Origin of the sequence: Halomonas saccharevitans, from assembly GCF_032333995.1 — a bacterium.
Lineage (GTDB): Bacteria > Pseudomonadota > Gammaproteobacteria > Pseudomonadales > Halomonadaceae > Halomonas > Halomonas saccharevitans.
In genome coordinates this window covers 118,944-132,409 of the sequence record NZ_JAVXUR010000006.1, presented here as the reverse complement: position 1 = coordinate 132,409, position 13,466 = coordinate 118,944, and the positions used below count along the sequence as shown (strand labels likewise).

The window sequence follows — 13,466 nt, the reverse complement described above, 5'->3', positions numbered from 1 at the left end:
GCGCCGCCCGGCGCTCACAGCGCGCGGCGCAGCGCCTCGCGAACCGGGGCGGTGTCGGGGCGCTTGCCGCGCCACTGGAAGAACGACTCGGCGGCCTGCTCCACCAGCATGCCCAGGCCGTCGACGGGCCGCGCGCCGCGCTCGGCGGCCCAGCGCAGGAAGACCGTGGGCGCAGCGCCGTACATCATGTCGTGGGCCGTCGCCCCGGGGGCGAAGAGCGCGTCGGGCAGCGGCGGCAGGTCGCCGGCGAGGCTCGCGCTGGTGCCGTTGATCACCAGATCGAAGCCCCCCCCCACCGTCTCGAAGCCGCCGCCGGCGATCGTGCCCAGGTCGCCGAAGTCGTCGGCCAGGGCCTCGGCCTTGGCCGCGGTGCGGTTGGCGATCCGCACGCTCGACGGCGCCTCCGCCAGCAGCGGCTCCAGCACGCCGCGCACCGCGCCGCCGGCGCCCAGCACCAGGATCCGCGCTCCGGCAAGCCTCACCTCGTGACGCTTGAGATCGCGCACCAGGCCGACGCCGTCGGTGGTGTCGCCATAGACCTTGAAATCATCGCTCAGGCCGTTGCCACCCAGGATCAGGGTATTCACCGCGCCGGCGCGGCGGGCGCGCTCGCTCAGGGTGTCGCAGAGGGCGAACGCCGCCTCCTTGAAGGGCACGGTGACGTTGGCCCCGCGCCCGCCCTCGGCCACGAAGGCACGCCAGGCGCCGGCGAAGTCATCCAGCGGCGCCTCGATGGCGGTGTACTCAAGGTGCTCACCGGTCTGTTCGGCGAAGGCCGCATGGATGGTCGGCGACTTCGAGTGGCCGATCGGGTGGCCGAACACGCAGTAGCGATCGATCATGCTTCGTCCTCCCTGGCCGCCTCGCCCAGCCAATCCCGGGGCTTGAGGTAATCGTCGAGTGCCGCCTCGGGGCTGCCCGGCTCGGGCTTCCAGTCGTAGATCCAGCGCGCCAGGGGCGGCATCGACATCAGGATCGACTCGGTGCGACCGCCGCTCTGCAGGCCGAACAGCGTGCCGCGGTCCCACACCAGGTTGAACTCCACGTAGCGGCCCCGCCGGTAGAGTTGAAAGTCCCGCTCGCGCTCGCCGAAGGGCGTGTCGCGACGACGACGCACGATGGGCAGGTAGGCCTCCAGGAAGCTGTCGCCCACCGCGCGCTGGAAGGCGAAGCTCGCCTCGAAGCCCTCCTCGTTGAGGTCGTCGAAGAAGAGCCCGCCGACCCCGCGCGTCTCGTCGCGATGCCTGAGGGTGAAGTAGTCGTCGCACCATGCCTTGTAGCGCGGATAGACCGCCTCGCCGAAGGGCGCACAGGCATCGCGAGCCACCCGGTGCCAGTGCACCACGTCCTCGAACACCGGATAGTAGGGGGTCAGGTCGTAGCCGCCGCCGAACCACCACACCGGCGCCTCGCCTACCTTCTCGGCGATCAAGAAGCGCACGTTACCGTGGCTGGTCGGCACATGAGGGTTCTCCGGGTGCAGCACCCAGGAGACCCCCACCGCGTGGAAGCTGCGCCCGGCGAGCTCGGGACGCGCCGCGGTGGCCGAGGGTGGCAGGCGTGCGCCGAACACGTGGGAAAAGTTGACGCCGCCCTTCTCGAAGAGCCGGCCCTGCTCGATCACCCGGGAGCGACCGCCGCCGCCCTCCTCGCGCTGCCAGCTATCCTCGTGAAAGTCGCCGCCGTCCTCGGCGGCCAGGGCCGTGCAGAGGCGGTCCTGCAGGTCGAGCAGGTAGGTCTTGACGTCATCGAGATGGGCGTGGGCCACCGGTGCCTCCAGGGGAAAATCGGGGTGATTCAGGAACGCAGGACCCGGCCGGTCGCCAGGTCGCGGATGGTGCTGGGACGCTCGAGCCCGCCGAGTGCGCCCTCGAGGACGGCGTCGAGCTCGCCGCCGAAGACGCGGCGGATTTCGTCGGCGCTCATCGCCGGCGGCTCGCCGGCGCGGTTGGCCGAGGTCGAGACCACCGGGTCGCCGACGGCCTCGCACAGGGCGATGACCCGCGGATGGTCGCTGACGCGCAGCGCCACGCGATCGTGGTCGCCGCGCACCAGGGCATGGGCGCGGCCGTTGTCGGGCACCAGCCAGGTCGTGGGGCCCGGCCAGCTCGCTTCCAGCGGCGCGCGCTGTGCCGCCGTGAGTCCCTCGAGCCAGGGCGCGAACTGGGCGATGCTCGCGGCCACCAGGATCACGCCCTTGGCCGGGTCGCGCGCCTTGAGGCGCAGCAGGCGCGAAAGCGCCGCCTCGTTGTCGGGGTCGCAGCCGAGGCCCCAGACGGCCTCGGTGGGGTAGGCGATCACGCCGCCGGCCCGCAGGGCGGCGACGGCATCGGCAAGCGCGCTGGCCTCGTTCATGGGTCTCCTCGCCTCGGCTTTCGATGCCGCGAGGCGGCATCCGGGGAGGCGTATGCTATCACGCTCCCGGGCGGGTCGGCAGGCGCACCCAGCCGCCGGCGGCCTGGGTCGCGGCACCCTCGAGCTCGAGTTCCAGCAGGCCGCGCTGGCAGTCGGAGACGCCGCGTCCGGTCAGCGACACCAGAACATCCACCGGGGTGGGCGTGTCGCTCAGCCAGCGCAGCAGCGAGTCTTCCCGGGCCTCGATCGGATCGGGAGTCGCGGCGGGTGCGACGTCAGTCGCCGCGGACCACTGGCTCAGCTCGGCGAGGATGTCGTCGACCTGGCGCACCAGCACGGCGCCATCGCGAATCAGCTGCAGGCAGCCGCGCGCCATGGGGTTGTGGATGGAACCGGGCAGGGCGAAGACCTCGCGGTTCTGCTCGAGGGCCAGGCGGGCGCTGACCAGCGAGCCGCTCTTCTCGGCGGCCTCGACCACCAGCACCCCAAGCGACAGGCCGGTGACGATGCGATTGCGCCGCGGAAAGAAGCCGGCTCGTGCCCGGGTACCGGGGGGATGCTCGGAGAGCAGCAGCCCGCCCGTCTCCTGCAGCCGCCGATGCAAGCGGTGGTGGCGCGGCGGATAGACCACGTCGACGCCGCAGCCCAGCACCGCGACGCTGGTGCCGCCGGCCTCCAGAGCGGCCTCTTGGGCGGCGGCATCGATGCCCAGCGCCATACCGCTGACCACGCACCAGCCGCGCCCGGCGAATTCCCTGGCGAAGCCGGCAGCGTTGGTGAGCCCCTCGCGGGTGGAGCGGCGGGAACCGACCATGGCGAGGCGCGGCGGCGCGAGCGCGGCGAGATCGCCCATCGCCCAGAGTACCGGCGGCGGATCGGCGATCTGATCGAGCAGTCGCGGCCAGCGGGGATGCCCCGGATGGAGCAGGTGACGGGCGGGCCCGGCGGCGAGCCAGGCCTCCTCGGCGTCGAGCTCGGCGGTGAGGGGGCTGCGCGCGGGATGATCGAGCCACAGCCGCAGGGCCGTGGCGGCCTCCCGGGGCAGCGCGGCGAGAACGCCCGCCGGCCAGTCGGGGCGCGCCGCCAGAAGCTCGCCGAGCCGTCGAGATCCGACGCCGGGCAACCGGGCCAGGGCACGCCACTCGCGAGACTGCATCGTATCTGCCTTCACGATGTCAGAGGCTGTTCTAGGGTTGGCCACTAGCGCAGCGCCGTGTCCGGTTGGCGCTGGGGGCTGTGGATGCGATCGCCCACCGAGAGGGGGCGGCTGGCCTCCATCACCAAGCCGTAGCTCATCTTTTCATAGGGTCGGAAGACCATCACCAGGCCGGCCTCCTCGCCGGGCAGGCGCAGCGGCTCGCCGGTGCGCGGATCGTCGACCAGCTCGCCGCGCTGTTCGACCCTCAGCACGTGCCCCGTTTCCAGGCCGTCGCGGCGGCCGCGATCGAGCGCCACCACCTGCAGCGGCCCGATGAAGCGCACGCCGCCCGGCACCGCCAGGAGGTGGCCGTCAATCTCGCGGTCGGGCGCCCGGGGCAGGAACTCGGTCACCAGGCGGCGATCCTCGAGGGGCAGTGCGATATCGTCATCGCGGATCTCCTGGCGGGAAGCGGTCACCTCCATCACCACGATGTCGTCCTCCTGGCGCAGCCGACGCGCCTCGCCGACGCTCTCGAGTTCGAGGCCAAGCGACTCGCCGGTAGCGCTGTCGACGTAGCGTTCGCCGACTCGATAGAGGCCGACGCGGCCACCACCTTCGACACGCCCGCGGGCGTAGAGGCGATCGCCGCGGCCGCTGACCAGCCGGCCGTCGTCACCGGCGACCACGTAGGCCAGCTCGTCCAGCGATTCGGGATCCTCGATCACGCGATGATCGCGCAGGAAGTGGCGCACGGCGTCCAGCGGAATCGGCTCGATGGCCTCACGATGCGGCGCGGTGCGCACCTTCGGCGACAGCCGCACCACGCCCTGACCGCGCTCCAGGCCAAGACAGGCCCGACCATTGCAGTCGTAGAGGTAGACGACATCGCCGGGGTAGATCAGATGGGGATTTTCGATCTGCGGATTGACCTGCCAGACCGACGGCCACTGCCACGGGTGGCGCAGGAAGCGACCGGAGATGTTCCACAGGGTATCGCCCTGCACCACGGTGTAGCGATCCGGGGCATCGCCCCTCAGGCCGTTGTCCCAGGAGAGCCCCTGGGCATGGACCAGGGGAAGGCCGAGCATCCCGCCCATCAAGGCGGCACCAAGCCCCACCTTGATTCGCCGAGACCAGCGCTTCGCACGTCCTGTGTGTTTCATCCCTGCTCTCCCCGGGTGGCTGCCCCGCGCCGGTCATCCATGGAACGTTGGCGACATGATATAGTCAGAGGCTTTCGATGCGATGCACGTTCAACGGTTTCGCCGTTGATCGCGCGCACCTAGAATAGCGTCATCCTGTAAATGACAGCATAACGGTGATTCCAACGCCATGGCCAAATTACCCATCCTCGAATTTCCCGACGAGCGGCTGCGCACCGTAGCCACGCCGGTCGAGACGGTCGACGACGAGGTGCGCCGGCTTGTCGATGACATGCTCGAGACCATGTACGACGCCAGTGGCATCGGTCTCGCCGCGACCCAGGTGGACGTCCATCGCCGGGTCATCGTCATGGACGTCAGCGACGACCGCTCGAGCCCGCTGGTGCTCATCAACCCCGAATACACGCCCATCGGCGACGAGCGCGACCCGATGCAGGAGGGGTGTCTGTCGATACCCGAGTACTACGCCGAGGTCCCGCGCGCCCTTAAGGTGCACCTGAAGGCCCTGGACCGTGACGGCAAGCTCTATGAACTCGAGGCCGAGGGGCTGCTCGCCCACTGCATCCAGCACGAGTTCGATCACCTGGAAGGCGTACTGTTCGTCGACTACCTCTCGCCGCTCAAGCGTGACCGGGTGATGAAGAAGATGCAGAAGCGCCATAGGCAGATGCAGCCGGCCTGACGCTCGGTTGCGCCCAGCGGCGCCGCCCTGCTCGCTTCTACAGCCCTCGAAGGCCGACGTTTTCACGTCGGCCTTCGTCGTTTCCGGCCGCCTCCGTTATCATGAGCACCATCGCCCACTGGCAAGGCCCTCAACATGTCCCGACCCCTGCGCGTCATCTTCGCCGGCACTCCCGACTTCGCCGCCGAGAGCCTGTCGGCGCTGCTGGCGAGCCGCCATGACGTCATCGCCGTCTATACCCAGCCGGACCGCCCGGCGGGCCGCGGCCGCAAGCTGACCCCGAGCCCCGTCAAGGCGCTGGCGCTGCGCCATGATCTGCCGGTCCATCAGCCCGCGAGCCTGAAGCCTCCCGAGGTTCAGGCGGAACTGGCGGCCCTCGAGGCCGATATCATGGTGGTGGTGGCCTACGGCCTCATCCTGCCCCAGGCCGTACTCGATATCCCCCCGCGCGGCTGTCTCAACGTGCACGCCTCTCTGCTGCCGCGCTGGCGCGGGGCCGCGCCTATCCAGCGGGCCATCGAAGCCGGCGATGACGAGAGCGGCGTGACCATCATGCAGATGGACGCGGGCCTGGATACCGGCGACATGCTGCTGATCAAGCGCACGCCGATCACCGCCACCACCACCGGCGGCGAGCTCCACGACACCCTGGCGAGCCTGGGCGGCGAGGCTCTGATCGAGACCCTGGAGGCGCTGGCCGGCGAGGGACTCGCCGCCACGCCCCAGCCCGCGGGGGGCGTCACCTACGCCGCCAAGCTCTCCAAGCCCGAGGCGGAGCTCGACTTTCACCGCCCGGCCGAGGAGCTGGCCGCGCGGATCCGCGCCTTCAATCCCTGGCCGGTGGCCTGGTGCGCGCTGGGCGAGGAGCGCCTGCGCCTGCTGATGGCCCACGGCGAACCCGCGGCGCCGGACGGGGCAGCGAGTCGCCCCGGCACCCTGCTCTCGCCGTCGGCCGAGACCCTGCGCATCGCCTGCGGCGAGGCCGGCGACCAGGTGCTGGCGGTGAGCCGCGCCCAGCTCCCCGGCGGCAAGGCCATGGCGGTGCGCGAGCTGCTCAAGGCCCGCGCCGAGCGATTTACCCCCGGCACCCGCCTGGGACACCACGACGAGGAGAGCCCGGCATGAGCCAGAAGACCCAAGCCCGCGGCGCCAAGACGGGCGATAACGGCCTGGCCGTCCGCGCCGCCGCCGCCCGCGCCCTCGCCCCGGTGATCGCCGGCAAGGGCTCACTCGCTGGCCTCGACGACCATCAGGTGGTCGCCCGGGACCGCGCCCTGTTCAAGGCGCTGTGCTACGGCGCCTGCCGCGCCCTGCCGCGGCTCGAGGCGCTGGCCAACACGCTGCTGGCCAAGCCGTTCAAGGCCCGCGACGCCGATGTCCAGGCGCTGCTGCTGCTCGGCATCTACCAGCAGCTCTACCTGCGCATTCCGGCCCATGCCGCCGTGGGCGAGACCGCCGGCGCCGCGCGCCTGCTCGGCAAGGAGTGGGCCACCCGGGTGCTCAACGGCTGCCTGCGCCGCCTGCAGCGCGAGAGCGCCGAGCTCCAGGCCGAGGTGGACCGCGACCCGGCGGTGGCCCTGCTGCACCCCAAGTGGTGGCTCAAGATCCTGCGCCAGGCCTGGCCGGACGACTGGCAGGCCATCTGCGAGGCCAACAACCTGGCCGGCCCCATGACGCTGCGCGTCAACCGCCGCCACGGCGACCGTGAGATGTACCTGGACCGTCTCGACAGTGCCGGCCTCCAGGCGCGCCTCTGCCTGCACGCCCCGGACGGTCTGACGCTGGAGACGCCGTGCGATGTCGAGACGCTCCCCGGCTTCGCCGAGGGCCACGTCAGCATTCAGGACGAGGCGGCTCAACTGGCCGCCGTGCTGCTCGGCCCGTCGCTCGCCCCGCGCCCCGGCGCCCGCGTGCTTGACGCCTGCTGCGCCCCGGGCGGCAAGACCGCCCACCTGCTGGAGCTCTTCGATCTCGACCTGCAGGCCGTCGACAGCGACGACGTGCGCCTGGCCAGGGTCGAGGACACCCTTTCCCGGCTGGGGCTCGAAGCGACCCTGGCCGCCGGCGACGCCACCCTGCGCGACTGGTGGGACGGCACGCCCTTCGACGCCATCCTGCTCGACGCGCCCTGCTCCGGCAGCGGCGTGATCCGCCGCCACCCGGACATCAAGCGGCTGCGTCGCCCCTCGGACATCACCAAGCTGGCCGAGCTGCAGGCCCGCCTTCTCGACAACCTCTGGCCGCTGCTGGCCCCGGGCGGCACCCTGCTCTATGCCACCTGCTCGGTACTGCCCGCGGAGAACGCCGAGCAGATCGACGCCTTTTTGGCGCGCACCCCCGATGCCGAGGTCACCATGCCGGCCGACCTGGGCTGGGGCCGCGCCGCGGGCGCCGGCCGCCAGCTGCTGCCCGAGCCCGACAGTCATGACGGGTTCTTCTATGCCAGACTGGGGAAGCGTCCCGCCTGATCGCGGGGCGCCCGACTCACCAGACAGGAGGTTGCATGAGCCACCATACCTATAAGCATATCGAGCTGACGGGGTCCTCGGAGAAGGACATCGAGAGCGCCGTCCAGAACGCCCTGACCAAGGCAGCAGAGAGCCTGCACGGCATGCGCTGGTTCGAGGTCACGGAGACCCGCGGCCACATCGAGCACGCTCGAGTCGCCCACTGGCAGGTCACCATCAAGGTCGGCTTCACCCTGGACTGAAGTCGGTGCGGCCTGTTCTTCTGCCGACGGCTGATTTAGGCTTGCCTCGGTATGCTGCGGCGCACACGGTGCGCCGCTTTCGATCCCCCGGGTCTGACCAGAGCGGATAGCACATCGATGAAGATCATCATTCTGGGCGCCGGCCAGGTCGGCGGCACCCTGGCCGAACACCTGGCCCGGGAAGAGAACGACATCACGGTGGTGGACACCGACGGTGAACGCCTGCGCGAGCTGCATACCCGGCTCGACATCCGCACGGTGTCCGGCGCCGGTTCCTACCCGATGGTGCTGCGCCAGGCCGGCGGCGAGGACGCCGACATGCTGATCGCGGTGACCAACTCCGACGAGGTCAACATGATCGCCTGCCAGGTGGCGCACACGCTGTTTCGCACCCCCACCAAGATCGCCCGGGTGCGCGCCACCGCCTACCTCACCCGCAAGGGGCTGTTCGCCCACGATGCGGTACCGATCGACGTGCTGATCAGTCCCGAGCAGGTGGTCACCGACCATATCCGCCGGCTGATCGAGCACCCCGGCGCCCTGCAGGTGCTGGAGTTCGCCAGCGGCCTGGTGCAGCTCGTCGCGGTCAAGGCCTTCTACGGCGGCCCGCTGGTCGGCCAGGAGCTGGGCTTCCTGCGCCGCCACATGCCCAGCGTCGATACTCGAGTGGCGGCCATCTACCGCCGCAACCGGCCGATCATCCCCCGCGGCGACACCGTGATCGAGGCCGACGACGAGGTCTTCTTCATCGCCGCCCGCCGCGACATCCGCGCGGTGATGAGCGAACTGCGCCGCCTCGACCGCGACTTCCGCCGAGTGATGATCGCTGGCGGCGGCAACATCGGCGAACGCCTCGCCGAACACCTGGAGCACAGCCACCAGGTCAAGATCATCGAGCACGACCTCAATCGCTGCACCCAGCTCTCCGAACGCCTCGACCGCACCGTGGTGCTGCACGGCAGCGCCACCGCCAAGCGGCTGCTCGAGGAAGAGAACATCGAGGACTGCGACATCTTCTGCGCCCTGACCAACGACGACGAGGTCAACATCATGTCGTCGATGCTGGCCAAGCGCATGGGCGCCAAGAAGGTGCTGACGCTGATCAACAACGCCGCCTACGTGGACCTGGTGCAGGGCGGCGAGATCGACATCGCCATCTCCCCCCAGCAGGCCACCATCGGCAGCCTGCTGACCCACGTGCGCCGCGGCGACATCGTCAACGTCCACTCGCTGCGCCGCGGCGCCGCCGAGGCCATCGAGGCGATCGCCCACGGCGACACCCAGTCATCGAAGGTGGTGGGCCGCGCCATCGGCGAGATCGACCTGCCCCAGGGCACCACCATCGGTGCGGTGGTGCGCGGCAAGGAGGTGCTGATCGCCCACGACGACGTGGTGGTCCAGTCCGGCGACCACGTCATCCTGTTCGTGATCGACAAGCGTCGGCTGCGCGACGTCGAGCGGCTCTTCCAGGTCGGGCTGACGTTCTTCTGATGGCCCGTCTCGACCCCCCCGGCGACCCGAGGAGAGCCGCCCGATGAGCCTGCGCATGATCCTGCGCATCCTGGGCCTGCTGCTGATGATGTTCAGCCTGACCATGGTGCCGCCCATCCTGATCTCGCTGCTGTACCAGGACGGCATGTGGCAGGCCTTCGCGGTGGCCATTGGCATCACCGTAGCCACCGGGGCGGTGATGTACCTGCCCAATCGCCATGCCCTCAAGGAGCTGCGCACCCGCGACGGCTTCTTGATCGCGGCGCTGTTCTGGAGCGTGCTGGGACTGTTCGGCTCGCTGCCACTGATGCTTACCGGCGACACGGCCCTGTCGCCCACCGATGCGGTGTTCGAGTCCTTCTCGGGGCTGACCACCACCGGCGCCACGGTGATCACCGGCATCGAGTTCCTGCCCAAGGCGGTGCTCTACTATCGACAGCAGTTGCAGTGGCTGGGCGGCATGGGGATCGTGGTGCTGGCCGTGGCCATCCTGCCGACCCTGGGGGTCGGCGGCATGGCGCTCTATCGCTCCGAGATCCCGGGGCCGCTCAAGGACTCCAAGCTCACGCCGCGCATCACCGAGACCGCCAAGGCGCTGTGGTACATCTACGCCTCCCTGACCGTCGCCTGCATGCTCGCCTACATGGCCGCCGGCATGGACTGGTTCGACGCCCTGGGACACAGCTTCTCCACCGTGGCGATCGGCGGCTTCTCGACCTACGACGCCAGCATCGGCTACTTCGACAGCGCCGCCATCGAGATGATCTGCACCGGTTTCCTGCTGATCTCGGCCTTCAGCTACAGCCTGCACTTTCTGGCCTGGCGCCAGCGCAGCCTGACCCACTACTTTCAGGATCCCGAGGCGCGCTTTTTGATGCTCTTCCTGAGCGGCCTGACGATCATCACCGCGGTGTCACTGTGGCTGACCGACATCTACTCCACCGCCCAGGGGCTGCGCCACGCGGTGTTCGAGGTGGTCTCGGTGGCCACCACGGCCGGCTTCGCGGTGGCGGACTTCTCCACCTGGCCGGGCGCCCTGCCCTTCCTGCTGTTCGTCGCGGCCTTCGTCGGCGGCTGCTCCGGCTCCACTGGCGGCGGCATGAAGGTGATCCGTATCATCCTGATCCTCAAGCAGGGCATGCGCGAGGTGATGCGCCTGATCCACCCCAATGCGGTGATCACGGTGAAGATCGGCAAGGTCAGCGTGCCCGACGGCATCGCCCAGGCGGTGTGGGGCTTCTTCTCCGCCTACGTGATGCTGTTCTTCCTGATGCTGGTGGGGGTGATGGCCACCGGGGTGGACCAGGTCACCGCCTGGTCCACCGTGGGCTCGGCGCTCAACAACCTCGGCCCGGCGCTGGGCGAGGCCAGCGCGCACTACGGCGACCTGCCAAGCCTGGCCAAGTGGATCCTGGTGGTGGCAATGCTGCTGGGCCGCCTGGAGATCTTCACCGTGCTGGTGCTGTTTACCCCGGCCTTCTGGCGCAAGTAGGCCACATCCTGCACCAGAACTATGACGTTGGAACGGTCGAGGGGCGCCGGGGGCAGGTCGAAGAGGGGGTCCTTTGCCATGGATGGCAAAGGTAGCGCCCAGGGAGGGGTTCACAGCGCCCCTCGATGGTCCGGCACCCCGGGAGCTGTCGACGAGTCGGCCTCGTCAATGTCTCTACCGGCAATGGAGTAGACAGCGTGCAAGCGTCGCGGCGGGTTTGGCCTGCCTCGGCGCTTCGTGGATAATCGAGCCTCCATCCCCACAGCCCGAGCGTCCATGACCGACTCCCAGGACTCCGTGATCACTCCCCCGCAGGACGCGACCACCAGCGGCCCGCGCCAGGACCTCGTGGTGGGCGAGACCCGCTACACCCTGCTGGGCACTGCCCACGTCTCCGCCGAGAGCGCCGCGGACGTGCGCGCGCTGATCCGCTCCGGCGAGTTCGATGCCGTGGCCATCGAGCTGTGCGACTCGCGCCACCACAGCCTGACCAACCCCGACGCCCTGGGCGAGCAGGACCTGTTCCAGATCTTTCGCCAGGGCAAGGCCGGCATGGTCGCCGCCAGCCTGGCACTGGGCGCCTTCCAGCAGCGCGTTGCCGAGCAGTCGGGGATCGAGCCGGGCGCCGAGATGCGCGCCGCCCTGGAGGAGAGCCGCGACGCCGACCTGCCGCTGCTGCTGATCGACCGCGACGTGGGCATCACCCTCAAGCGCATCTATCACAACGTGCCCTGGTGGCAGCGCTTCTCGCTGTTCTCGGGGCTGCTCGGCAGCGTGCTCTCGCGCCAGCAGGTCTCCGCCGAGGAGATCGAGCGGCTCAAGGAGGGCGACGTCCTGGAGTCCACCTTCAGCGAGTTCGCCGCCGAATCGGCCTCGCTCTACGAGCCGCTGATCAGCGAGCGCGACCGCTACATGGTGCTGCGCCTGGCGGAGGACGCCGCGCCCGGCCGCTACCGAAGCGTGCTGGTGGTGGTCGGTGCCGGCCACATGAAGGGCATGGCCGAACACCTGGAACAGCCGCTGCCCGAGGCGCCGTATCCGGAGCGCGAGGCCCTGGAGGCCACGCCGCCGCCGTCGAAGGTCTGGAAGGCGCTGCCCTGGGCAATCACCGCGCTGGTGCTGACCGGCTTCGCCATCGGCTTCTCGCGCAACACCGAGCTCGGCTGGCAGCTGGTGGTGGAGTGGTTCCTGATCAACGGCGTGCTCTCCGGCGCCGCCACCCTGGTCGCCCTGGCGCATCCGCTCACGGTCGCCGCCACCTTCGTCGCCGCCCCGCTGACCTCGCTCAACCCCACCGTCGGCGCCGGCTTCGTGGCTGCCGGCGTCGAGCTGTGGCTGCGCAAGCCCAAGGTGCGCGACTTCTCGACCCTGCGACACGACGTCACCGAGCTCAAGGGCTGGTGGCGCAACCGGGTGTCACGCACCCTGCTGGTATTCCTCACCGCCACCCTCGGCTCCGCCGCCGGCACCTGGATCGCCGGCTTTCGCATCGCCGGCAAGCTGTTCGGCGGCTGATTCCGCCGCCAGACGCCGGACGGGAAGGCGCCCGTCATCGCGACTCAGGCGATGGCGGATCGCCTGATGAGACACGGCGAGCCCGTGCATGACATGAGAAGCAGCAGAACGCCCCGTCGCAGGCTCCTAGCGAGCGGCTCGCTCCAGCAGTCGCCGCATCGCTGGCGTGGGTGCCTCGAGCTTGTGGTGGCGCCGGCTGGCGGCGTAGCTGTCGTTGAAGGCGTCGAAGGTGTCGTCGAGCACCTCGGCCGCCTCACGATCGCCTGACTGGCGCAGCAGCTCGATGGCCACCTCGGCGGTGCACAGGTGGGCCGCCGAGGCCGGCTTGCGCAGCCGATAGCGAGTCAGCCGCTCGGTGGCCAGCGGCAGCACCGGCAGCCGCTCGAGATAGGGGCTCTTGCGGAAGATGCGCCGCGCCTGGCGCCAGGTGCCGTCGAGGATGATGAAGACCGGCACCCGGCCCGACTGCTTGCCGGCCGCAACGCGCTCCATGCCCACCACGCGGTCGGTATAGTCGGGCTGGTCGTCGGGGAAGATCACGAAGGGATCGAAGCGCTCGTCATCGAGCAGCGCCAGCAGCCGCGCGTCCGGCGCCGTGCGATACCAGGTGAAGACTTCGGTATCGCTCAGCACGTCAGCGATCAGCCGGCCGGTGTTGGTCGGCTTGTGGTGTTCCAGCGGATGGGTCAACAGCCACACCTTCGCCTCGCTCTCGGCGCTGACCCGATAGGGACACAGGCAGTTAAGCGCCGGCAGGTGGCAGCCCTCGCAGCGCGTCACGAAGCTGCCGCGGGCCTTGAACTCGCGCCGCGGCGGCCGCGGATGACCGGTAGCGGGGTCGCGCTCGATGACGGCGTCATTGAAGGTGTCGTCCTGCATGCTGGCGTGATCCCGGCGGCGAAGGGGGCGGCATTCTA

13 protein-coding genes are annotated in these 13,466 nt (G+C 69.9%); 7 read left to right on the top strand and 6 right to left on the bottom strand.

Translation table 11 applies throughout. The annotated features are described in order from the left end of the window. Window positions 1-14 precede the first annotated feature (14 nt). Genes aroE through RSO68_RS14530 form a run of 5 tightly spaced genes read right to left on the bottom strand, consistent with a single transcriptional unit; the run spans window position 15 to window position 4,659 of the window. Window positions 15-842 carry a shikimate dehydrogenase gene (gene aroE / locus RSO68_RS14550; RefSeq protein WP_315587112.1) on the bottom strand — a complete coding sequence of 276 codons (828 nt, stop codon included), beginning with the start codon at window positions 840-842 and terminating at the stop codon, window positions 15-17. Then, window positions 839-1,768, bottom strand: a complete 930-nt coding sequence (gene hemF, locus RSO68_RS14545) for an oxygen-dependent coproporphyrinogen oxidase (protein ID WP_315587111.1) — start codon at window positions 1,766-1,768, stop codon at window positions 839-841. Before hemF ends, aroE begins: the two co-directional genes overlap by 4 nt. Window positions 1,769-1,797: 29 nt before the next feature. Continuing rightward, on the bottom strand, window positions 1,798-2,355 hold the full coding sequence (locus RSO68_RS14540; protein WP_315587110.1) for an L-threonylcarbamoyladenylate synthase: 558 nt from the start codon (window positions 2,353-2,355) through the stop codon (window positions 1,798-1,800). Between the two features lie 58 nt (window positions 2,356-2,413). Then, a complete protein-coding gene (dprA, locus tag RSO68_RS14535) occupies window positions 2,414-3,511 on the bottom strand; it encodes a DNA-processing protein DprA (protein ID WP_315587109.1) in 1,098 nt (365 codons plus the stop codon). 44 nt (window positions 3,512-3,555) lie between these two features. Further along, entirely contained in the window at window positions 3,556-4,659 is a 1,104-nt protein-coding gene (locus RSO68_RS14530) for a LysM peptidoglycan-binding domain-containing protein (RefSeq protein WP_315587108.1), read from the bottom strand. 169 nt (window positions 4,660-4,828) lie between these two features. On the opposite strand from RSO68_RS14530, the gene def reads away from it, so the two are divergent. The 7 genes from def to RSO68_RS14495 all read left to right on the top strand — a co-directional run bounded on the left by def (window position 4,829) and on the right by RSO68_RS14495 (window position 12,549). Then, window positions 4,829-5,341 (top strand): peptide deformylase, encoded by a 513-nt coding sequence (gene def, locus RSO68_RS14525; RefSeq protein ID WP_315587107.1) that lies wholly within the window; start codon window positions 4,829-4,831, stop codon window positions 5,339-5,341. 135 nt (window positions 5,342-5,476) lie between these two features. Then, entirely contained in the window at window positions 5,477-6,466 is a 990-nt protein-coding gene (gene fmt, locus RSO68_RS14520) for a methionyl-tRNA formyltransferase (RefSeq protein ID WP_315587106.1), read from the top strand. After that, window positions 6,463-7,809, top strand: a complete 1,347-nt coding sequence (gene rsmB, locus RSO68_RS14515) for a 16S rRNA (cytosine(967)-C(5))-methyltransferase RsmB (RefSeq protein WP_315587105.1) — start codon at window positions 6,463-6,465, stop codon at window positions 7,807-7,809. Before fmt ends, rsmB begins: the two co-directional genes overlap by 4 nt. 35 nt (window positions 7,810-7,844) lie before the next feature. After that, complete coding sequence (locus tag RSO68_RS14510) at window positions 7,845-8,051, top strand: dodecin (RefSeq protein ID WP_315587104.1); 207 nt, start codon at window positions 7,845-7,847, stop codon at window positions 8,049-8,051. 117 nt (window positions 8,052-8,168) lie between these two features. Continuing rightward, window positions 8,169-9,542, top strand: coding sequence for a Trk system potassium transporter TrkA (gene trkA / locus RSO68_RS14505; RefSeq protein ID WP_089850100.1), 1,374 nt, complete (start codon window positions 8,169-8,171; stop codon window positions 9,540-9,542). Between the two features lie 43 nt (window positions 9,543-9,585). Next, window positions 9,586-11,034, top strand: a complete 1,449-nt coding sequence (locus RSO68_RS14500; RefSeq protein WP_315587103.1) for a TrkH family potassium uptake protein — start codon at window positions 9,586-9,588, stop codon at window positions 11,032-11,034. Window positions 11,035-11,310: 276 nt separating this feature from the next. Continuing rightward, the gene (locus tag RSO68_RS14495; protein WP_315587102.1) at window positions 11,311-12,549 is read left to right on the top strand and encodes a TraB/GumN family protein; all 1,239 of its coding nucleotides are present in this window, start codon (window positions 11,311-11,313) and stop codon (window positions 12,547-12,549) included. Between the two features lie 126 nt (window positions 12,550-12,675). Here the strand turns inward: RSO68_RS14495 and RSO68_RS14490 are convergent, their stop codons facing one another. Beyond that, window positions 12,676-13,428: a tRNA-uridine aminocarboxypropyltransferase gene (locus tag RSO68_RS14490; RefSeq protein WP_315587101.1), complete on the bottom strand. Its 753-nt coding sequence runs from the start codon at window positions 13,426-13,428 to the stop codon at window positions 12,676-12,678. Window positions 13,429-13,466 lie beyond the last annotated feature (38 nt).